We start from the raw sequence: 20377 nt of genomic DNA on the forward strand, positions 1-20377 counted from the left end.
GGCATGGCCCCGAACACCCGGATGACGGCCTGGGCGTCCCGATGCCATGACGTGATCAGGCTGTGACCGGTCGTTCGACCAACGCCAGTGCGAGCCGGGGAAGTTCCCGGAGGTCCGCCGCGGCCCCACTGAGCCAATGCACCCGGGGGTCGCGTCTGAACCATGAATCCTGGCGGCGCGCGAAGCGCTTGGTGGCCCGGACGGTCTCCGCGCGGGCCTCCTCCAGGGAGCACTCACCGGCGAGCGCAGCGAGGACCTGCTGGTAGCCGAGGGCACGGGAGGCTGTACGCCCGTCGCGCAACCCCTGCGCCTCCAGTGCGCGTACTTCCTGGACGAGGCCGGCCTCCCACATCCGGTCGACCCGGTGGGCGATCCGCTCGTCCAGCTCGGGGCGGGCCACGTCGACGCCGATCTGGACGGTGTCGTACACGGAGTCGTGACCGGGGAGGTTCGCGGTGAAGGGGCGGCCGGTGATCTCGATCACCTCCAGCGCGCGGACGATCCGGCGGCCGTTGCTGGGCAGGATGGCGCGCGCGGCCTCCGGGTCGGCGGCGGCGAGGCGGGCGTGCAGTGCCCCGGAGCCGCGCAGCAGCAGCTCCTCCTCCAGCCGGGCGCGGACGGCGGGGTCGGTGCCGGGGAACTCCAGGTTGTCGACGGCGCCGCGGACATAGAGGCCCGAGCCGCCCACCAGCACCGGCCAGCGGCCCGCGGCGAGCAGGGCGTCGATCCGGGCGCGGGCCAGCCGCTGGTACTCGGCGACGGAGGCGGTGGCGGTGACGTCCCAGACGTCGAGCAGATGGTGCGGTACGCCGTCGCGCTCCCGGGGCGTCAGTTTGGCGGTTCCGATGTCCATCCCCCGGTACAGCTGCATGGAGTCGGCGTTGACGACCTCACCGCCGAGCCGCTGGGCGAGATGGACCCCCAGATCGGACTTTCCGGCCGCGGTGGGGCCGACGACGGCGATGACTCGGGGGGCGGGGGGTGCGCTGCTCACGGCACCAGTCTCGCAAACCTGGCGGCGGGCCCTCGAACGAGTTACGTGACGGGTGGGGCGCGGGGTCGTTGCCCGATGCGAGGTTTCGTCGCCCGCTCGACCGGGCGATGCCCCGGGCGGCGCAATCGGACGCACCGGGCGACGCGGGATTTCCCCCGCACGAGTAACGTATGGAGTGGATATGGGCGTTTTTGCGCGACTTCTTCGGAGGTCGAAGACCACGGAGGAGGCCGCCACGGAGGAGGTGTCGACCGCCGGGACCCCGGCCGCCGGTACCGGGACGGCCCCCGAGGCCGGGACGGGTACGGAGGCCGAGGCGGGCGAGGTGGCCGAGGCGGGCACGGAGACCGCGGTGGGCGACGCCGGTGAGGCAGCGGAGACCAAGGGGTCGGACGAGGCGGCGGCCGGGGAGCCGGTGGCGCCAGAGACCGTGACCCCGGCGACCGCGAGTGTCGAGATCCCGAAGCAGCAGTCGGCCGCGAAGGCCGCCGACAACGAGGCCGGTGAAGGCGCCCGGACATAGCTGTCTCAGGCGGCCGTCACCGACGGACGTCGTGGACAGGTGCCGTGGAGCGGTGCCGAAACAGGTACCGCAGACAGGTACCGCAGACCAGGTGACGTACGGAGTCGTACGCGCCGACTGTCCCGCGAGGGAAGGTGGACCATGAGTCTCCTGGACAATTTGAAGGCCAGGCTCGCCCCGGCCAAGGACAAGGTGTCGGACCTCGCGCAGCAGCACGGGGACAAGATCACCCACGGGATCGACAAGGCCGCCAAGGCGGTCGACGAGCGGACCAAGGGCAAGTACAGCGAGAAGATCCAGAGCGGTACGGGCAAGGCCAAGGACGCCATGGATCGTCTCGCGCACAAGGACGGATCGGAGGACGCGTCGGGCGGGACCGGCGGCTCCGGCTCGTCCGGCACCTCCGACGGTTCCGGTGGGACTCCTGGCTCCCCCGGATCACCTGGATCACCCGGTTCATCCGGTTCACCTGGCTCTCCCGGCGGCTCCACCTCATCGGGTGGTTCGCCGGACTCCTCGCCTCCCGCCTCCTGAGCAGGGCGGGACCTTCACCGGCGGACGGCCGCGGAGCGTACCGGCTCCCGGCCGTCGGCCGTTTTCCGGGGCCACTCCCCAGCAGCGCGCGATCGGGGTCCTACGACCAGGTCGCCACCAGATACCCCACCCCGTACGGGGCGTCCTCGTACAGCAGCGTGCCCGACAGGTCCGCGGCCTCGGCCGCGCCCGCCAGGATCTGCCAGGGGGCGCGGCCGGACACCTTCAGGTCCCGGGACAGCGCCGGGTCCAGCGCCTTCAGTGCCGCCACGTCCGCCGCGCCGATGGCTCGCGCGAGCGCCTTGTCGTACGGCTCCGCGCGCTCGTCGAGGTAGCCCGGGGCCTTGAGTGTGCGGCAGGCGCTGGCGTCGCCCATCACCAGCAGTGCGATCCGCTCGTCCGGCCCCGCCGCGAACTCCCTCCCGATCTGGATACACCGCTCGGCGCCGAGAGGTTCCCTCACCTCGTGTCCCTCGATCGGGGCGTCCGCCCAGCCGGTCCGTTCCAGCAGCCAGGCGGCGACCGCGAGGGAGGGGGGCAGCGGGGGCGGTGAGGTGGCGGGCGTACCGCCGCCGAGGCGGACGGTTCTGTCCACGCCGAAGCCGTGGAAGGAGCCCCAGGTGCCTTCCGGGTACCTCGCCGTACCCGGCGTCGTACCGGTACCCGTACCAGTCGTCGTACCCGTCGTACCCGTCGACTGGTCGTCGTCGGGGGCCGGGCCGATCACCAGGAGGCGGTCGGGGCGGGATGCCGCGAGGACGCCGAGGGCGTCCGCGCAGGCGGTGCGGGCGGGGTCGAGTTCAGGTGCGGCGCCCGAGGCGACCTCGGGCACCAGCAGCGGGGGGCAGGGGCAGACGGCTGCGGCGACAAGCATGATCCGCAGAGTAGCCGTCGCGCCCTTTCAGTCCGATATCTGAGGATCGGTGAGGTGGGTCACCGCCCTCCGGGGTCAGTCCAGGGCCGCGCAGCCGCCCGTCGCCGTCGGCAGCGGGTCGGGGACGCCGATCTTCGGGAGGCCCAGCAGGACGCCCGCGGGCTTGGCGGGTTCGGCGTTGCGCTTCTCCCAGGCGTCGCCCGCGCGGGTGCGGCGGATCTTCAGGACCTCGCCCTCGGCGAGCAGATGGTGCGGGGCGGCGTAGGTGATCTCGACCGTGACCACGTCACCGGGGCGGACCGCCGGGACGTCCGTCGCGTCCGGCTTGGTGAAGTGGACCAGGCGGTTGTCGGGGGCGCGGCCGGACAGCCGGTGGGTGGCGCCGTCCTTGCGGCCCTCGCCCTCCGCGACCATCAGGTCCAGCACCCGGCCGACCTGGCGTTTGTTCTCGTCCCAGGAGATCTCCTCCTGGAGGGCGACCAGCCGCTCGTAGCGCGCCTGGACCGTCTCCTTGGGGATCTGGCCGTCCATGGTGGCGGCCGGGGTGCCGGGGCGCTTGGAGTACTGGAAGGTGAACGCCTGGGCGAAGCGGGCCTCGCGGACCACGTGCAGGGTCTGCTCGAAGTCCTCCTCGGTCTCGCCGGGGAAGCCCACGATGATGTCGGTGGTGATCGCGGCGTGCGGGATGGCCGCGCGGACCTTCTCGATGATCCCGAGGTAGCGGTCTTGGCGGTAGGAGCGGCGCATCGCCTTGAGGACCGGGTCCGAGCCGGACTGGAGCGGCATGTGGAGCTGCGGCATGACGTTGGGGGTCTCGGCCATCGCGGCGATGACGTCGTCGGTGAAGTCGCGGGGGTGCGGGGAGGTGAAGCGGACCCGCTCCAGGCCGTCGATGGTGCCGCAGGCGCGCAGCAGCTTGCTGAACGCCTCGCGGTCGCCGATGTCGGAGCCGTACGCGTTGACGTTCTGGCCGAGCAGGGTGATCTCCGAGACGCCCTCGGCGACCAGGGCCTCGACCTCGGCGAGGATGTCGCCGGGGCGGCGGTCCTTCTCCTTGCCGCGCAGCGCCGGGACGATGCAGAAGGTGCAGGTGTTGTTGCAGCCGACGGAGATGGAGACCCAGGCGGCGTAGGCGCTCTCGCGGCGGGTCGGGAGGGTGGACGGGAACGCCTCCAGGGACTCGGCGATCTCGACCTGCGCCTCCTCCTGGACGCGGGCGCGCTCCAGCAGCACCGGCAGCTTGCCGATGTTGTGCGTGCCGAAGACGACATCGACCCAGGGGGCGCGCTTGACGATGGTGTCGCGGTCCTTCTGGGCGAGGCAGCCGCCGACGGCGATCTGCATGCCGGGGCGCTTGGCCTTCATGGGGGCGAGGTGGCCGAGGTTGCCGTACAGCCGGTTGTCGGCGTTCTCGCGGACCGCGCAGGTGTTGAAGACGACGACGTCCGCGTCGCCGTTCGCGTCGGCGGCGGCGCGGATGTATCCGGCGCCTTCCAGGAGGCCGGCCAATCGCTCGGAATCGTGCACGTTCATCTGGCACCCGTAGGTGCGGATCTCGTACGTCGGATTCTCGTGAGCTTCCACTGCCGTGCTCCGGTCGCCGCTGCTGGTCATGCCTTCAAGGGTAGGTGGTGCGGGAGGGGGCTCGTCCCCCGAGTTTTTGCGGGGCGGGCGGGAGGGTCGGGCGTGTTCGCCGGGACCCGCGGATCACCTGCCGGGTTACCCGGGCGTCGGGCCCGCTCCGACCGGTGCGATGCGGGCCAGGCTGCCGGTCTCCAGCGCCGTCCACAGCGCGCCGTCCGGACCCACCGTGATCCCGTGCGGTTCGGACCCGGGGGTCGGCAGGTCGTACGTGGTGAGGGTGCCGTCGGGAGTGCGGCGGCCGATCCGCGCGGTGCCCCATTCGGTGAACCAGACCGTGCCGGAGGTGTCGACGGTCAGCCCGTGCGGCCGGGCGGCCCGGTCGGGCAGCGGGAACTCCTCGACGGCGCCATCGGGGGTGATCCGGGCGAGCTGACCGGCGGCGATCTCCACGCACCACAGCGCCCCGTCGGGCCCGGCCGCGATGCCCACGGGCCCGGCGTCCGGGGTCGGCAGCGGATGCAGGACTACGGTGCCGTCGGTGCCGATCCGGCCGACGGCGCCCGCCTGGTTCAGCGTGAACCACAGCCCGCCGTCCGCCCCGGCGGTGATCGCGGACGGGAAACCGCCGGTGACCGGGAGCGGGAACTCGGTGATCTCGCCGTCGGGAGTGATCCGCCCGATGCGGTCGGCGGCGGTCTCGGTGAACCACAGCGCCCCGTCCGGCCCGGCGGTGATCCCGAACGGCCCGCTCCCCGGTGTCGGCGGCGCGAACTCGGTGACCTCGCCGGTGGTGGTGATACGGCCGATGCGATGCCCCGTGGTCGCGGTGAACCACAGGGCGCCGTCCGGGCCCGGGGTGATGGTGGTCGGGCCCCGGTCCGGGCCGGGCAGCGGATGGTCGACCGGTTCCTGACCAGGGACCAGCCGCCCGATCCGTCCGGCGTGCACCAGGGTGTACCAGAGGGCTCCGTCGGGGCCGGTGGTCAGCGCGTACGGTCCGGCGGCGGGGTCGGAGACCGGGTACTCCTGGATGTGGATCTCTGGGGAGGGGGTGGGGGAGGGGGAGGGGGAGGGCATGGGGCGACCCTAGGGCGGGGGGATGGGCGCCTGCCTTCGGTTTTCGTGGTGGCGGGGCTGCTTCCGGCGGGCGGTTGGGGGGGCTGGGCCGGTCGGCTGCCGGTCGCCGACTCCGGGGCTGGCTGGGCTCGGTCGTCGCGGCTCACCGATTCCCGGGGCGGCTGCCGCTTGACGCCAGCTTCTGGGGCCGGCTGGGCTGGTCGGGTGCCGGTCGCCGACTTCCGGGCCCGATGGTCCCGGTCGGCGCCGCCCACCGATTCCCGGGCCGGCTGCCGCTTGACGCCAGCTTCTGGGGCCGGCTGGACCGGTCGGCTGCCGGTCGCCGACTTCCGTACCAGATGCTCCCAGTCGGCGCCGCCCACCGATTCCCGGGCCGACTGCCGCTTGACGCCAGCTTCTGGGGCCAGCTGGGCCGGTCGGCTGCCGGTCGCCGACTTCCGGGCCGGATGCTCCCGGTCGTCGCCGCTCACCAGTTCCCGGGCCGGATGCTCCCGGTCGGCGCCGCCCACCAACTCCCGGGCCAGCTCACCGCTCACCCCAGCTTGCGGCAGTACAGCGCGTCCGGTGTCCGCGTCGATCCCGTCCGGCCGGTGTACGCCACCCCGGCCGCGTACTCGTCGTCCCCGCACTGGCCCTTGTAGGCGCCGGTCGCGAAGTCCCCGCCCTTGGGGGCGGTGCCCCGGTTGTCGCTCCGGTCGAACCAGACCGTACGGCCGGTGCCGGTGCCGAGGCGTCCGGCGGGGGCCTGGGCGCACAGCACGGAGGAGACGGCGGCGCCGCGCACCGCGTACCCGGAGACGAAGTACCCGTCGGCGCACTGGAGTTTGGTGTACCCGGAGGCCCAGTCGTTGCCCGGGGTGACGTACCGCTCGTCGCGTACGACGAGCTGACCGCCGTTCGGCGCCCACAGCGCGCCCGCGGTCACGTCCGAGCACAGGCCCCGGTTCCCGGTGTGCCCGAGCCCGAGCAGCCGCTGTCCGTCGGGGCAGACGGCCTTGCGGGCGCCGGAGTCGAAGTCGGGCTGCGCCCGCATCCGGCGGGACTGCACGAAGTCACCGCGGTCGGGGCTGAGCTGCGCCCAGTCGGCGACCTGCGGGACGGACCCGGTACGGCCCCGGGCGGCGATCAGCCGGGACCAGGCGGCGGCCCGCCAGTCGTCACCGTCGTACACGCCCATCCGGGAGCCGGACGCGTCCCAGTGGAGCAGGGCCCAGCCGTTGCCGGTGCGGTTGTCGTGCCAGCCGACGAGGGGCCAGTAGGCGAAGTCGGCGTCGGTGCGGATGAGCTGGTCGACGAAGTTCTCGAACCAGGCGCGGATCTTCGGGTCGGTGGTGCCCCGGCCGCCGACGCCGAACTCGCTGATCCAGACGGGCGCGGTGAAGTGCCGGTCCGGCTCGCCGGTGACGAAGAACGCCTGCCGGTTGAGGACGTCGATCAGCTCGCTCGGGCTGAAGTCGCGGTAGCGGGGGTCGGAGGTCTCGCCGGTGCCGGTGGCTCCGCTGTGGTTCGGGCCGGTGTAGTCGTAGAAGTGGGCCGAGTAGACCAGTTTCCCGGAGTCGACCAGGGTGTGCGAGAGCTGGCGGACGGGCTCCAGGGTGGGGCGGCCGTGCGGGAAGCCGTCGACGGGGACGCCGTACCAGTTGATGCCCTCGACGATGATCAGCAGGTCCTTGTTGGCCTCGGTCAGGATGCGGTCGCCGAGGCGCTGGGTGGCGGCGAACCAGTCGCGGTCGTCGCCCAGGCCCCAGTTGGGGTCGTCCCAGACGTTGCGGCGGACCTCGTTGTAGAGGTCGGCGCCGACGACCCGCTTGTTGGTCGCGTAGCGGCGGGCCATGAACAGCCAGTCGCTCTCCCAGGCGGCGGTGGACTGGGAGGTGTTCCAGCGCTCGTTGCCGTCCACGGCGCAGCACCAGCGGGTGGTGTTGGTGTGGTTGTTGAGGACGACGGCCAGTCCGGCGGCGGTCAGTTCCCGCACCACGACGTCGTACACCTGGAGCGGGGTCAGTCCGCGCAGGGCCGGATTGGCGGCGACGGCGTCGTCCGTGACCGGCACGGTGTCGTGGATCATCTCGTTGGAGAACGGCAGCCGGATGCTGTTGATCCCGATCTCCTGGAAACCGGCGACGATCTCGGCCATGGGCGCGCGGTCGAGGCCGAGCGGGATACGGCCGGAGTTCTCCCCGGCGTGGTGGTTGGCGTCGTCGGCGGTGGAGCCGGAGCCGTTCCAGGTGCCGCTGGCGCCGTGCCAGTTGCCGGAGCGCAGCTTGAAGCGGTTGCCGGTGGCGTCGACGATCCAGCGGCCCCGGGTGCTGAGGGGGCCGGTCCAGTCGGCGGTGGTGGCGGGGTCAGCCGTGGCGCCGGGATCGGCGGTGGGGTCGGCGGCGCGATCAGCGGTTGCGGTGCGATCAGCGGTGGCGGAGGGATCGGCGGTGGCGTCGAGGGCGTCCCCCGCCGAGCCGATCGCTGTCGGCGCGGGCAGCGCGAGCAGGAGTACGGCGGCCAGGGTGGCCCTGATGAGCGATCCGCGCACGGCGACCGTCCCGGAGAGTGAGTCGGCGGGTTGTCATGGCGGCGTCATGATGGGGCATGGGTGGGGTGGGGTCCAGTCATGGAGGTGAGCGATGTTCTGGTCTTGGGGCTCAGTGGTGTGTGGGTGGTGCGGGCTGGGGGTGTTTTCGTGGCTGTCCCGTGCGGTGGGCGGCGCCGCTCGCTCAGGGATCGATCAGGGGTGATCAGGGGCGGTCAGAGGCTATCGGGTGCGATCCGGGGGCGATCGGGGACGATCCGGGGGCGATCGGAGGTCGGTCGGGGACGACCCGGGGGCGATCAGAGGTCGGTCGGGGACGATCAGGGATCGATCAGCCCGGCCCGGATCGCGTACCGGGTCAGCTCCAGGCGGTCGCGCATACCCAGCTTCTGGAGCAGATTGGCCCGGTGCCGCTCGACCGTCTTCGCGCTGATGAACAGCAACTCGGCGATCTCCTTGGATGTGTGCCCCTCGGCGACCAGTTTGAGGATCTCCTCCTCGCGCTCGGTGATCGCCCGCTCGGGCAGCCCGTCCCCGCGCTGGAGCCGCTCCAGATACGACCGCACGAGCGCGCGCTCCGCCCCCGGATACACGAACGGCTCCCCGCGCACCGCCGCCCGGCACGCCTCCACCAGATCCCGGTCGGCGACCGACTTCAGTACATATCCGCAGGCCCCGGCCTTGAGCGCCTCGAAGAAGTACTGCTCGTTGTCGTACATGGTCAGCATCAGGATGGGCAGGTCCGGCAGCCGCCGGGACAGTTCACGGGCCGCCTGGAGCCCGGTCATCCGGGGCATCGCGATGTCCAGCACGGCGAGATCCGGCTCCTCGGCACGGGCCAGCTCCACCGCCTCGGCCCCGTCCCCGGCCTCGGCGACGACCGCGAGATCGGGCTCCGAGTCCAGGATGAGCCGTACGCCCCGCCGGACCAGGGTGTGATCGTCGGCGAGGAGGACGCGGGCGGGGGCCGGAACGGTGTCGCGGTTCATCGGACGGCTCCGGGGTCGGGGGTGGGAGCGGGGGCCGCGGCGGGGGCGGGAGTGGGGGCCGCGTCGAGGGCGGGAGCGGGGGCCGCGTCGGCCTCGGGGGCGGGGGCGTTTTCGGCGTCCAGGGGTGTCGCCTTGGCCGGAATCGGGCCCGCAGCCACAGCCGAAGCCGGGTCCGGAACCGGCACCGGCACCGGCACCGGCACCGGCACCGACGCTGGCACCGGCGCTGGAATCGGAACCCGGAGCCCCACCTCCGTACCGCGCCCGTCCGTCCCGTCGCCCAGCCCCAGTACCCCGCCGACCAGCAGCGCCCGCTCCCGCATCCCGGCGATCCCCGCCCCCTCGGCCGCCGTACCGAGCCCGCGCCCGTTGTCCCGCACGGTCAGCTCCACGGTGTCGTAGGCCACGACCCGCAACCGGAGGTCCGCGCGGTCGGCACCGGAGTGCCGCGCGGCGTTGGTCAGGGCTTCCTGGGCGACCCGGTAGAGGACGAGTTCCGTCTCACCGGGCAGCCGGGGCAGCTCACCGGCGAGGTCGGGGCGGACGGACAGCCCGTCGCCGGTGAACTCGGCGGCGAGCGAACGCAACGCGCTGACCAGCCCCAGCTCATCGAGGACACCGGGCCGCAGCCTGCGCGCGATCCGGCGGATCTCGTCCAGCCCCGCGCGGGTGGCCTCCTGGGCCTGTCCGACGTCCTCGCGCAGCTCGGCGGGCACCCGGTCGGCGACCCGCTTGAGCTGGAGCAGTACGGCGGTCAGCGTCTGCCCCACCTCGTCGTGCAGTTCCCGGGCGATCCGCTGCCGCTCACGCTCCTGCGCGGACAGCGCCCGGACCACGCTCCCGGCCCGCTCGCTCTCCAGCCGGTCGAGCATGGTGTTGTACGTGGTGATCAGCCCGGCCGTCTCCGCCGGACCGGCGACGGCCGCGCGGGCGCCGGGCCGCAGCAGATCGGCGGTGGCCATGGCGCGGCTGAGCCGCTGGAGCGGGGCGAGTCCGAGCCGCAGCACCAGGGCGTTGGCGGCCAGCAGCAGCGCGAGCCCGGCGCCCACCACGAGGGCCTCACCGAGCAGGACCGGGGTGGAGACGGTGACGGGGCCGAGCAGCAGTGCCGCCGCCACGATCAGCGCCGCGGAGTTGAGCGAGAAGATCCGCCAGAACAGCGACACGTTCCCGGTCCCGCTCCCTGTGATCCGACGGCCTGTGTGTGCCGCCGACAGCCTCGCCGCGGGCCGCGGCTCCCGTATATCCGTCACAACACCCATGTCGCCACGGTATGCGAGGGTGGCAGCATGGCGGCGCCGTCAGAAGTCGATCAAAGACCGATCAAGGGCAGATCAAGGGTCGATCAAGGGCCGACCAAAGATCGACCACAGATCGACCACAGATCGGGCGAGGTCACGGCGACCGGCCCCGGAATCAAACCGGAACCAGACCAGTTGAGGATCAACTGGAACCGATCGCCATCAACAACTACATAAACCGCCCCATAACAGCCCCCACAAGAAACGCCATAAACAACTCCATTGCGGCGAAAAGCCCAGCACGCTCCATGCATGAGGGAGAGAAGAGATCGTGTCCGCTCCACGCCTGAGGGCGACGCCATTGCCGGGCATCGGGGTCCAGTACGACCTGATCACCAAGGAACACCGGCACCTTTCCGTCATCGCCCACCGCGACGGCGCCCGCACGGTGAACGTCTACCGCACCGACGACCCCGACTCCTGCGCCCAGTCGCTACGGCTGTCCGGCGCCGAGGCCACCTCGCTGATCGACGCGCTGAAGCCGTCGCACAGCAGCGCCAGCCTGCTCTACACCACCGATCTCGGGCTGGTCGCGGAGCGCATCGAGGTGACCGCCGCCTCGCACTGGAACGGCCGGGTGCTCGGCGAGACCCGTATCCGCACCGACACCGGCGCGTCCGTGGTGGCCGTGCTGCGCCGGGCGGAGGCCATCCCCTCCCCCACGCCCGACTTCCGGCTCGCGGGCGGTGACACCTTGATCGTCATCGGCACCCGCGAGGGCGTCGACGCTGCCGCGGCGATACTCGGGCGGGAGTGAACGCGTGCATTCCTCCGCGGTCCTGCTCATCGAGTTCGGCTCCATCATTCTCGGTCTCGGCCTGCTCGGCCGGATGGCCGCGCGGCTGAGCTTCTCCCCGATCCCGCTGTATCTGCTGGCGGGGCTGGCGTTCGGCGAGGGCGGGCTGCTGCCGCTCGGCGCCAGCGAGGAGTTCGTCGCCATAGGCGCCGAGATCGGCGTCATCCTGCTGCTGCTGATGCTCGGCCTGGAGTACACGGCCAGCGATCTGGTCTCCAACCTCAAGGCCCACTACCCCTCCGGCCTGGTCGACTTCACCCTCAACGCGCTGCCCGGCGCCATCGCCGCGCTGCTGCTCGGCTGGGGGCCGGTCGCCGCCGTCGTCCTAGCCGGCGTCACCTGGATCTCCTCCTCGGGCGTGATCGCCAAGGTGCTGGGCGACCTGGGGCGGATCGGCAACCGCGAAACCCCCGTCATCCTCAGCATCCTGGTCCTGGAGGACCTGGCGATGGCGGTCTATCTGCCCATCGTCACGGCGGTGGTGGCCGGTGTCAGTCTCGCCACCGGCAGCGTCACCCTGGCCATCGCGCTCGGCGTGGCCGGTCTGGTCCTGTTCGTCGCCCTGCGCTACGGCCGGGTCATCTCCCGGTTCGTCTCCAGCGACGACCCGGAGAAACTCCTCCTCGTGGTCCTCGGTCTCACCATCCTGGTGGCCGGTGTGGCGCAGCAGCTCCAGGTGTCCGCGGCCGTCGGCGCGTTCCTGGTCGGCATCGCGCTGTCCGGCGAGGTCGCCGAGGGCGCCCACACACTGCTGAGCCCGCTGCGCGATCTGTTCGCGGCGGTCTTCTTCGTCTTCTTCGGACTGCACACCGACCCGGCCAGCATCCCGCCGGTCCTGCTGCCCGCCCTCGCCCTGGCCGTCATCACCGCCCTCACCAAAATCGCCACCGGGTACTACGCGGCCCGCCGCGCGGGCATCTCCGTCAAGGGCCGATGGCGTACGGGCGGGGCGCTGGTGGCCCGCGGCGAGTTCTCCATCGTGATCGCCGGTCTCGCCGTGACGGCCGGCATCGAACCCGCCCTGGGCCCCCTCGCCACCGCGTACGTCCTGATCCTGGTCGTCGTCGGCCCCCTCACGGCCCGCTACACCGAGCCCCTGGCCATGTACTGGACCCGCCGGATCACGGAACGCCGCGAGACCCGGACCCAGGTCACCGAACCGGAACGGGAGCCGGTGAGCGACTGACCTGGGAACTTCCCCTCCCCCTTCCCCTCCCCCTTCCCCTCCCCGCTCCCCTCGTGGGCCGGACGCACCGAACGCGTCCGGCCCACACCCGTTTCACCCGCCCCTCCCCCTGCTCCTCCCCTCCCCAACTCCCCCGTGACCCAGGTCACTTCACAAGGTGGCCGGATTGTGGAGCCGGACCACCCTCACCCGTGCCATGCTCATGCCTCGTTACCGGCGAGTAAGGCGCAGGGCGACGGACCCCGTCATGCCCCGCCGATGTTCGCCTCTCCGAGCACCCCCCACCTCCCCACCTCCCCAGGACTGACCTTGCGCAGACGCAGGTGGCACTCGCGTGCCCTGATACCCGCCGTGTCCGTGACCGCCCTTCTCCTCGCGGCCGGCTGCTCCGCTCCTCCGCAGGCGGAGGACTCCCCCGCCGCCGCCCGTTCCACCGCGCCCCGCACGGTCGAGACGGCCGCCGCCGACCGTTCCCTGAGCGTGGCCGCCGCCCCGGAGGGCACCCCGGCGGCCACCGCGACCCCCGACGCCTCCGGTTCCGGTGACGCCCCCGTCGCCCGCAGAAGCACCCTCAAGGTGGCGTCCTACGACAGCCGCACCGGCCGAGCAGTCATCGCCCCGACGAAGGGCGGCGCCAGCGCCCAGGGCGAGGACGACGACGGAGCGGGCGGCGAAGAGCCCGGCAAGACCGAAGGAACCGGAACCGCCACCCCCCAGCCCTCCACCGCCCCGGCGGAGCCGCACCGCACCGCCGTGGGCGATGTGATCGCCAGTGCCCCGGCCCCCGGCGCCCCGGACGGACTGCTCGCCCGGATCACCAAGGTCGTCGCGGAGACCGACCGCGGCACGGAGGTCGAGACCGAGCCCGCCACCCTGGACTCCGTGCTCGGCGACGACTCCGCCGACGGCAGTGTGCCCGTCGACCCGGCCTCCTTCGAGGTCGATGAACTCCTCCCCGACGTCGATGTCTCCTGGACCACCACCGGTGATGTCCGGGTGGGTCCCGAGAGCGCCACCGTCCCGCTCGGCAGCCTGCGGCTGGACGTCCGCGCCGAACTCCCGGCCGTGAAGTCCGGTCCGGCGTCCGCGAAGGCGTCGGTCTCCGGCTTCGTCCAGGTCGCCCCGCAGGTCGACTTCCGGTACGGCGGCACGGGCACCGACTCCGCGCCCGACTCCGCCTATCTCGGTGTCTCGGGCGACTGGACCTCCGGCTGGGCGCTGAAGGGGCGGGCCGCCGCCACCCAGGCCCCGCTGCGGATTCCGTTCGCCGAGCTGCACTCCGATCCCGTCCTCCAGGTCGGCCCGGTCCCCGTCGTCGTCAATCTGGACCTGACCTGCTATCTGGAGATCAGCGGCGACGGCACCGTCTCCGTGGACCTGGAGCAGAACGTCAACGGCGAGTTCGAGGCGGGCGGCACCTTCAGCCCCTCCCGGGGCTGGACCCCGGCCAGCTCGGCGGACATGACCGGCACCCCGGTCAAGACGTCGGTCACCGCGGCCGGCAAGGTCCGGGCCACCGTCGGCGCCGAGGCGGGTGTGGGTCTCTACGGCTCCGTCGGCGTCCTGGCCGACCTCGCCCCCTACGTCCGCGCCGAGGCCACGGCCGACGCCTCGGGCACTCCGGTCACCTGGGGTGTGTACGGCGGTCTCGACCTCAAGGGCACCCTGCGTCTCCAGCTCTCCGTCTTCGGCACGCCGGTGCTGCGCCATGACGTCCCGCTGGGCGCGCTCCACCGGGAGTGGAAGCTGGCGGGCAGCGGCACCACGTAACGCTCCCCTCGCATCGAACCCTCCTCGCCAGAAACTCTGCTTCCCGGAAACCGGGCTTGCCGGAAATCCTGTCTGCCCCAAGCCCTGTCTCCCTCTGTGTCACGCGCCGCCGGGGTTCCATCCCTGGCGGCGCAGCACTGCCGAGACGTCCGGCGCCTCGTAGTGCTCCCCCTTCAGCACCTTGCCGTCCTCGCGGCGGGCGACCTGGCCGTCGGGGCCCAGCTTGGTCATGTTCGAGCGGTGGATCTCGGCGATGACCGCGTCCAGATCGATGCCGTGCACCAAGGCCGTGCCGTAGGCGACATACACGACATCCGCGAGTTCGTGCGCGAGCCGGTCGAGCGGGCCCCCGACGGACACCTCCGCGACCTCCGCCGCCTCCTCGGCCAGCAGCTCCCCGCGGTGGGCCGCCAGCTCGGGGGCGACCTCGGCGGGCGCGCTGCGGGCGTCCAGACCGAAGGCGCGGTGGAACTCGTGGACCAGTGCGGCCGGAGAATGACTCATGCACAGACTGTAACCGCCGCCACTGACAACGCCCCGGGGCCGGAGCCCGCACCGCTCCCGGTCCAGGTCTCGTTGTGATTCCGATCCTGGTCATCGCGGAGTCCGGGCTGGCAGGATCGCGGGTATGCCCATGGTCTTCCCGCGGATCGACCGGCGCCGGGCGCTCCAGGGCACGGCCGCCGGTGCCGTCGTCCTGGGGCTGTTGCTGTGGTGGCTGATGCCGTTGGGCGAGAAGCCGCCCGGCGGGTCGATCACGCTGAGCACCGGGACTCCGGCCGGCGTCTACCAGAAGTACGGCGAGCTGCTCCGGGCGGAGCTGGACCGGGACATGCCGGACCTGGACATCGCGCTCCAGACGAGCGACGGCTCCCAGCAGAACGTGGAGCGGGTGGCGACCGGCCAGGCGGATTTCGCGATCGCCGCGGCCGACGCGGTGGAGTCGTACAAGCTGGCGGGCGGTGCGGGCGCGGATCAACTGCGCGGTGTGGCCCGGCTGTACGACGACTATGTGCATATCGTCGTGCGGCGCGGGCGGGGTATCAAGAGCATCGCGGATCTGCGCGGTCGGGCGGTGGCGATCGGACCACCCCGCTCCGGGGTGCGGCTGATAGCGGACCGGGTGCTGAAGGCGGCCGGGATCGATCCGCGGACCGGGATCAGACCGCTGGCGGACGGCATCGACACGGCTCCCGACCGGCTCCAGAGCGGTGACATCGACGCGTTCTTCTGGTCGGGCGGGCTGCCGACGGACGGGCTGGTCAGGCTGGCGGAGACCTATCGCTTCGACTTCGTGCCGCTGGACACCACCTTCGTCGCGAAGCTGCACGCCGAGGGCGACGACATGCGCTACTACCGGGCGACCAACATGCCGGAGTCGGCGTACAAGGACATCCAGTCGGGGCCCGTGGCCACCATGGCGGTGTCCAATCTGCTGATCACGCGGGAGGACATGGACCCCCGGCTCACCGAGTGGCTCACCCGGACCGTCATCGACAGCCGGGACGGCATCGGCGCCCATGTGCACTCGGCCCAGCTGGTGGATCTGCGGACGGCGATCTACACGGACCCGCTCACCCTGCACGAGGGCGCGCGTCGCTACTACCGCTCGGTGAAGCCGTAGCGGAGGGGAGCGCGCCGCCCTGCGCGGCGCCGGAGCCCTGGGCTGCGGAGCGCCGGCACGGCGTCGGAGCCCCGGGCTGCGGAACCCCGCCTCAGCAGCTCACACCCCGGGGCCGCCTCGCGGCACCCGGACCGTCACCGTCAGCCCGTGCGGGGGGTGGTGGTCGTAGGTCAGGGAGCCGCCGCCCGCCGCCAGGAGGGCCTGGGAGATGGAGAGGCCGAGACCGGAGCCCTTGATGTTCTGGTGGCGTCCGCTTCTCCAGAAACGGTCGCCGACCCGGGAGAGTTCCTCGTCGGTGAGACCGGGTCCGCGGTCGGCGACGACGATGGTCGCGCTGTTGCCGTTGGAGGCCACGCTGACGGCGACGGTCTCGCCGTCGGGGGTGAACTTCAGCGCGTTGTCGATCAGCGCGTCCAGCGCGCTGGACAGGGTGACCGGGTCGGCCCAGCCGGTGGTGGCCGGGCAGTCGCCGGTGAGCAGTACGCCCTTGGCGTGGGCGGTGGGCGCCCAGGCGGCGACCCGCTCGGCGGTGAGCGCGCCGATGTCGGTGAGCCGGAGGTCGGCGTCGGCGTGCTCGGCGAGGGCCAGGTCGAGGAGGTCGTCCAGCACCTGGGCGAGGCGTCTGCCCTCGGTCTGCACCGAGGCGATCTCCGCGTTGCCCTCGGGTAGTTCGAGGGCGAGCAGTTCGATCCGCAGCAGCAGCGCGGCGAGGGGGTTGCGCAGCTGATGGGAGGCGTCGGCGACGAAGGCGCGCTGCTGTTCCAGCACGTCTTCGACGTTGTCCGCCATTTCGTTGAACGACCGGGCCAGCCGCCTGAGTTCCGGGGGACCGCCACCGACCGCGACGCGTGATTTCAGCCGCCCGGTGGCGATGTCGTGGGTGGTGGCGTCCAGAATCCGTACCGGGCGCAGCACCCAGCCGGTCAGCCGGAGCGCGGCGCCCACGGCCAGCAGCATCGCCGCCATCAGTCCGGCGCCGATCACCAGCCAGGACCTCAGGATGCGGGAACGCAGCTGCCCGGTCGGGGAGTCGGTGACGACGACGGCGACGACATCGCCGTCCCGGATGACCGGCGAGGCGACCACGAGCCGTCCGCTCTGCCAGGGCCAGACCTGTTCGGGGTCGTCGCTGCGCCGGCTGAGCAGCGCCTCGGCGAAGGCGTCCCGGACCTCGCCCTCCTCGGGCACGCTCAGGTCCCCGGGAGCGCGGGACATAGGGTCCTCGTCGCCGTAGAAGACCCCCACGCGGATGCCGTACACCTCGTAGTAGCTGGCGAGTTCGGTGTCGAGGATCTCCTGGCGCTGGTCGACGGCGGCGGTCGGCGACGGGGCGACGAACTGGGCCACGGCGGCGAAGAAGGCCGTGTCGTCGATCCGGTCGACGACGACCTTCTGCTGTTCGGCGGAGGCGATGCTCACGGCGAGCGGGACGCCGAGGGCGAGCAGGACCGCCGCCATCAGGACGATGAGCAGCGGGAGCAGTCGTGTGCGCACCCGGGCCCGCTACCCGGCCGGGGCGACGAGCCGGTAGCCCACGCCTCGTACGGTCTCGATGAGGGCCGGCATGCGCAGCTTGGAGCGGAGCGAGGCCACATGTACCTCCAACGTGCGCCCGGTCCCCTCCCAGCTGGTGCGCCAGACCTCGCTGATGATCTGTTCCCGGCGGAAGACCACCCCGGGCCGCTGGGCGAGCAGGGCGAGCAGATCGAACTCCTTGCGGGTGAGCTGGACGACCGTCCCGTCGACGGTGACCTGCCGGGTGGGCAGCTCGATCCGGACCGGTCCCAGATGCAGGGCCCCGTCGCCCCCGCCGGCCGGGTCCTCATGTGCGGTGCGCCGACTGACGGCGTGGATACGGGCGAGCAGTTCGCCGGTGTCGTACGGCTTGACGACGTAGTCGTCGGCGCCGAGGTTGAGGCCGTGGATGCGGGAGCGGACGTCGGACCGCGCGGTGACCATGATCACCGGGATGGCGGTGCGCTTGCGGATCTTGCCGCACACCTCGTAGCCGTCCTGGTCCGGCAGGCCGAGGTCGAGCAGGACGACGCCGAATCCGGCGCCCTCGGGGACGAGTGCCTGGAGGGCCTCCTCGCCGTTGCGGGCATGGGTGACGTCGAAGCCGTGCCGGGCGAGGATCGCGGACAGCGCGGCGGCCACATGGTTGTCGTCCTCGACAAGGAGCAGTCTCATCCCGGCCTCCTCCGGTTCATCGCGTGTACGGTCCCGACGGTTAGAAAGATCCCGCGAGCCGGTCTTCGGCTGCGGTGGAAGCCCCCCGTATGGACCCCGTGGGGGTGTTCCTCCGATCCTCTGCCGGGCGTGTCGCGCGCGTGGCTGTGACGCGCACGCGCGCGTGCACCATGGCAGTCACGCGGATCGGCGACGGTCCGTCAAGAGGGTTCCGCGAGTCTGTGGGTACCGTTACCCGGCCGAAACGCGACCGGTCGGCGCTGCTACGACGTGTGTCGGACCGTAGTCGGATCGTGATACTCAAATTCGCCTCAGATGTAATGACGCTGATTGCGCAGGGTAGCTACTGTCCTCCGAAACCGAGGAGGACGGAGCCAGTCAGCGATGACCGAAGTATCGATGGCCAAGAACGATGTGGCCGCGACCGGCGAGCTGGTCGTTCTGAGGAATGTGAACAAGCACTTCGGCGCGTTGCACGTGCTCCAGGACATCGAACTGACGATCGCCCGCGGTGAGGTCGTCGTGGTCATCGGGCCCTCCGGGTCCGGAAAGTCCACCCTGTGCCGCACGATCAACCGCCTGGAGACCATCGACTCGGGCGTCATCACGATCGACGGCAAGCCGCTGCCCCAGGAGGGCAGGGAGCTGGCCCGGTTGCGTGCCGACGTCGGCATGGTCTTCCAGTCGTTCAATCTCTTCGCGCACAAGACCGTGCTGGAGAACGTGATGCTCGGCCAGATCAAGGTGCGCAAGGCCGACAAGCGGGCGGCTGAGGAGAAGGCGCGGGCGCTGCTGGACCGGGTGGGCGTGGCCAGCCAGGCCGACAAGTACCCCGCCCAGCTCTCCGGCGGCCAGCAGCAGCGTGTCGCCATCGCGCGGGCGCTGGCCATGGGTCCCAAGGTGATGCTCTTCGACGAGCCCACCTCTGCGCTCGACCCGGAGATGATCAACGAGGTCCTGGAGGTCATGCAGCAGCTCGCCCGCGACGGCATGACCATGATCGTCGTCACCCATGAGATGGGCTTCGCCCGTTCGGCCGCCAACCGTGTGGTGTTCATGGCGGACGGCCGGATCGTGGAGGAGGCGACACCCGAGCAGTTCTTCAGCAATCCGCGCAGCGACCGCGCCAAGGACTTCCTGTCGAAGATCCTGCACCACTGAGCGGTACGGCCGTCCTCGGCCGCCCGCCGGTCGGCGCGACCGCCCCCGCGAGGGACGAACACCCCCGCGAGGGGAGCGACACCCGCGACGACGACGCCACCCCCCACCCCACGGATGCCATCTCCTCACCACACGAAGGATGTTCACCATGAAGCTCCGCAAGGTCACCGCAGCGGCAGCGACCGCGCTCGTCCTCGCCCTGACCGCGACGGCGTGTGGCGGCGACGACAGCAGCAGCGACGAAGGCGCCGGCTCGGGCTCCAGCGGGGGCGGCGACACGATCAAGATCGGCATCAAGTACGACCAGCCCGGTCTGGGCCTGAAGGAGCCGAACGGCGACTTCTCCGGTTTCGACGTGGCCGTGGCGACGTACGTGGCCGGTGAACTGGGCTACCAGCCCGACAAGATCGAGTGGGTCGAGACCAAGAGCGCCGACCGTGAGAACGCGCTCGCCCGCGGGGACGTCAAGTTCATCGCCGCGACATACTCGATCACCGACGAGCGCAAGCAGAAGGTCGACTTCGCCGGTCCGTACCTCCTCGCCCACCAGGATCTGCTGGTCAAGGCGGACTCGGACATCGCCGAGGGCACCGACCTGAACGGCAAGAAGCTGTGTTCGGTCACCGGTTCGACCTCCGCGCAGAACGTGAAGGACGAGATCGCGCCGGACGCCCAGCTCAAGCAGGTCGGCACGTACTCGGAGTGCCTCGCCGGTCTCCAGAGCGGTGCCGTCGACGCGCTGACCACCGACGACTCGATCCTGGCCGGTTTCGCCGCGCAGGACCAGTACCAGGGCAAGTTCAAGCTCACCGGTCTGAAGCTGAGCAACGAGAACTACGGGATCGGCGTCAAGAAGGGTGACACCGCGACCGTGGACAGCATCAATGACGCGCTGGAGAAGATGGTCAGCGACGGCGCCTGGGACAAGGCCGTCGAGGACAACTTCGGTCCGGCCGAGTACAAGAACGAGCCCGCCCCGAAGATCGGCGACATCGTCGCGTAGGGCCGGGCACCGCCCGGGATCCCGGGTCGCCCGCTCCACTCCGGTCCGCCCGGGTCCGCTCCGGTTCTCCTGGGCGGACCCGGCGACCCGGGACCGGCACGGGCCTCCCCGGTCTCCGCAGGCCCGCCTGGGACGCCGAGGTGGCCCCGGAAACCCGGGGAGTCTCCGGGCGGGTCCATGGCCTGACGAACCGACGGATCGGCGGGGCGCCGGGCACCACCCCCGCCCCTCCCGTCACTGAGCG

The 20377-nt window shown here is 71.7% G+C and carries 18 protein-coding genes; 8 read left to right on the forward strand and 10 right to left on the reverse strand.

The window, feature by feature from the left end:
• Window positions 1-55 precede the first annotated feature (55 nt).
• The gene (miaA, locus tag AB0D49_RS01985) at window positions 56-994 is read right to left on the reverse strand and encodes a tRNA (adenosine(37)-N6)-dimethylallyltransferase MiaA (RefSeq protein ID WP_362749124.1); all 939 of its coding nucleotides are present in this window, start codon (window positions 992-994) and stop codon (window positions 56-58) included.
• A gap of 181 nt (window positions 995-1175) precedes the next feature.
• On the opposite strand from miaA, the gene AB0D49_RS01990 reads away from it, so the two are divergent.
• Both AB0D49_RS01990 and AB0D49_RS01995 read left to right on the forward strand, forming a co-directional pair.
• Window positions 1176-1517 carry a hypothetical protein gene (locus AB0D49_RS01990; RefSeq protein WP_362749127.1) on the forward strand — a complete coding sequence of 114 codons (342 nt, stop codon included), beginning with the start codon at window positions 1176-1178 and terminating at the stop codon, window positions 1515-1517.
• Window positions 1518-1658: 141 nt separating this feature from the next.
• Window positions 1659-2051, forward strand: a complete 393-nt coding sequence (locus AB0D49_RS01995) for an antitoxin (protein ID WP_362749130.1) — start codon at window positions 1659-1661, stop codon at window positions 2049-2051.
• A 100-nt stretch (window positions 2052-2151) separates the two neighbouring features.
• On the opposite strand, the gene AB0D49_RS02000 is transcribed toward AB0D49_RS01995, so the two are convergent.
• The 6 genes from AB0D49_RS02000 to AB0D49_RS02025 all read right to left on the reverse strand — a co-directional run bounded on the left by AB0D49_RS02000 (window position 2152) and on the right by AB0D49_RS02025 (window position 10268).
• Window positions 2152-2925, reverse strand: coding sequence for a class III extradiol dioxygenase subunit B-like domain-containing protein (locus tag AB0D49_RS02000; RefSeq protein WP_362749132.1), 774 nt, complete (start codon window positions 2923-2925; stop codon window positions 2152-2154).
• Between the two features lie 75 nt (window positions 2926-3000).
• A complete protein-coding gene (gene miaB, locus AB0D49_RS02005) occupies window positions 3001-4539 on the reverse strand; it encodes a tRNA (N6-isopentenyl adenosine(37)-C2)-methylthiotransferase MiaB (protein ID WP_362749135.1) in 1539 nt (512 codons plus the stop codon).
• A gap of 105 nt (window positions 4540-4644) precedes the next feature.
• Window positions 4645-5586 (reverse strand): virginiamycin B lyase, encoded by a 942-nt coding sequence (locus AB0D49_RS02010; RefSeq protein ID WP_362749138.1) that lies wholly within the window; start codon window positions 5584-5586, stop codon window positions 4645-4647.
• Window positions 5587-6118: 532 nt separating this feature from the next.
• Window positions 6119-8116, reverse strand: a complete 1998-nt coding sequence (locus tag AB0D49_RS02015) for a cellulase family glycosylhydrolase (protein ID WP_362749141.1) — start codon at window positions 8114-8116, stop codon at window positions 6119-6121.
• Between the two features lie 317 nt (window positions 8117-8433).
• A complete protein-coding gene (locus AB0D49_RS02020) occupies window positions 8434-9102 on the reverse strand; it encodes a response regulator transcription factor (RefSeq protein ID WP_362749144.1) in 669 nt (222 codons plus the stop codon).
• Window positions 9099-10268 (reverse strand): sensor histidine kinase, encoded by a 1170-nt coding sequence (locus AB0D49_RS02025; protein ID WP_362749147.1) that lies wholly within the window; start codon window positions 10266-10268, stop codon window positions 9099-9101. The genes AB0D49_RS02020 and AB0D49_RS02025 overlap by 4 nt, the downstream gene beginning before the upstream one ends.
• 406 nt (window positions 10269-10674) lie before the next feature.
• Here AB0D49_RS02025 and AB0D49_RS02030 point away from each other — a divergent pair, with 406 nt between their 5' ends.
• The 3 genes from AB0D49_RS02030 (at window position 10675) to AB0D49_RS02040 (ending at window position 14155) form a co-directional block, all read left to right on the forward strand.
• On the forward strand, window positions 10675-11160 hold the full coding sequence (locus AB0D49_RS02030) for a TrkA C-terminal domain-containing protein (RefSeq protein WP_362749152.1): 486 nt from the start codon (window positions 10675-10677) through the stop codon (window positions 11158-11160).
• A 4-nt stretch (window positions 11161-11164) separates the two neighbouring features.
• Window positions 11165-12385 carry a cation:proton antiporter gene (locus tag AB0D49_RS02035; protein WP_362749155.1) on the forward strand — a complete coding sequence of 407 codons (1221 nt, stop codon included), beginning with the start codon at window positions 11165-11167 and terminating at the stop codon, window positions 12383-12385.
• Window positions 12386-12742: 357 nt separating this feature from the next.
• Window positions 12743-14155, forward strand: coding sequence for a hypothetical protein (locus AB0D49_RS02040; protein ID WP_362749158.1), 1413 nt, complete (start codon window positions 12743-12745; stop codon window positions 14153-14155).
• A 99-nt stretch (window positions 14156-14254) separates the two neighbouring features.
• Here the strand turns inward: AB0D49_RS02040 and AB0D49_RS02045 are convergent, their stop codons facing one another.
• Complete coding sequence (locus tag AB0D49_RS02045) at window positions 14255-14659, reverse strand: MazG nucleotide pyrophosphohydrolase domain-containing protein (protein ID WP_362749161.1); 405 nt, start codon at window positions 14657-14659, stop codon at window positions 14255-14257.
• Window positions 14660-14783: 124 nt separating this feature from the next.
• Here AB0D49_RS02045 and AB0D49_RS02050 point away from each other — a divergent pair, with 124 nt between their 5' ends.
• Window positions 14784-15779 (forward strand): TAXI family TRAP transporter solute-binding subunit, encoded by a 996-nt coding sequence (locus AB0D49_RS02050; RefSeq protein ID WP_362749164.1) that lies wholly within the window; start codon window positions 14784-14786, stop codon window positions 15777-15779.
• 99 nt (window positions 15780-15878) lie between these two features.
• On the opposite strand, the gene AB0D49_RS02055 is transcribed toward AB0D49_RS02050, so the two are convergent.
• Together AB0D49_RS02055 and AB0D49_RS02060 are read right to left on the reverse strand one after the other, a co-directional pair.
• Window positions 15879-17273, reverse strand: coding sequence for a HAMP domain-containing sensor histidine kinase (locus AB0D49_RS02055; RefSeq protein ID WP_362749167.1), 1395 nt, complete (start codon window positions 17271-17273; stop codon window positions 15879-15881).
• Between the two features lie 9 nt (window positions 17274-17282).
• Window positions 17283-17969: a response regulator transcription factor gene (locus AB0D49_RS02060; protein ID WP_362749170.1), complete on the reverse strand. Its 687-nt coding sequence runs from the start codon at window positions 17967-17969 to the stop codon at window positions 17283-17285.
• A gap of 384 nt (window positions 17970-18353) precedes the next feature.
• Here AB0D49_RS02060 and AB0D49_RS02065 point away from each other — a divergent pair, with 384 nt between their 5' ends.
• Complete coding sequence (locus tag AB0D49_RS02065; protein ID WP_362749173.1) at window positions 18354-19130, forward strand: amino acid ABC transporter ATP-binding protein; 777 nt, start codon at window positions 18354-18356, stop codon at window positions 19128-19130.
• Between the two features lie 148 nt (window positions 19131-19278).
• Window positions 19279-20133: a glutamate ABC transporter substrate-binding protein gene (locus tag AB0D49_RS02070; RefSeq protein ID WP_362749175.1), complete on the forward strand. Its 855-nt coding sequence runs from the start codon at window positions 19279-19281 to the stop codon at window positions 20131-20133.
• Window positions 20134-20377 lie beyond the last annotated feature (244 nt).

It is taken from the genome of Streptomyces sp. NPDC048290 (genome assembly GCF_040652095.1).
GTDB lineage: Bacteria > Actinomycetota > Actinomycetes > Streptomycetales > Streptomycetaceae > Streptomyces.

What these genes read in the sequence shown, in the direction of transcription:
- AB0D49_RS01990 (WP_362749127.1), top strand. Translation starts at nt 1,176, where the DNA reads ATGGGCGTTTTTGCGCGACTTCTTCGGAGGTCGAAGACCACGGAGGAG.
- AB0D49_RS01995 (WP_362749130.1), top strand. Translation starts at nt 1,659, where the DNA reads ATGAGTCTCCTGGACAATTTGAAGGCCAGGCTCGCCCCGGCCAAGGAC.
- AB0D49_RS02000 (WP_362749132.1), bottom strand. Translation starts at nt 2,925, where the DNA reads ATGCTTGTCGCCGCAGCCGTCTGCCCCTGCCCCCCGCTGCTGGTGCCC.
- miaB (WP_362749135.1), bottom strand. Translation starts at nt 4,539, where the DNA reads ATGACCAGCAGCGGCGACCGGAGCACGGCAGTGGAAGCTCACGAGAAT.
- AB0D49_RS02010 (WP_362749138.1), bottom strand. Translation starts at nt 5,586, where the DNA reads ATGCCCTCCCCCTCCCCCTCCCCCACCCCCTCCCCAGAGATCCACATC.
- AB0D49_RS02020 (WP_362749144.1), bottom strand. Translation starts at nt 9,102, where the DNA reads ATGAACCGCGACACCGTTCCGGCCCCCGCCCGCGTCCTCCTCGCCGAC.
- AB0D49_RS02045 (WP_362749161.1), bottom strand. Translation starts at nt 14,659, where the DNA reads ATGAGTCATTCTCCGGCCGCACTGGTCCACGAGTTCCACCGCGCCTTC.
- AB0D49_RS02050 (WP_362749164.1), top strand. Translation starts at nt 14,784, where the DNA reads ATGCCCATGGTCTTCCCGCGGATCGACCGGCGCCGGGCGCTCCAGGGC.
- AB0D49_RS02060 (WP_362749170.1), bottom strand. Translation starts at nt 17,969, where the DNA reads ATGAGACTGCTCCTTGTCGAGGACGACAACCATGTGGCCGCCGCGCTG.
- AB0D49_RS02065 (WP_362749173.1), top strand. Translation starts at nt 18,354, where the DNA reads ATGACCGAAGTATCGATGGCCAAGAACGATGTGGCCGCGACCGGCGAG.
- AB0D49_RS02070 (WP_362749175.1), top strand. Translation starts at nt 19,279, where the DNA reads ATGAAGCTCCGCAAGGTCACCGCAGCGGCAGCGACCGCGCTCGTCCTC.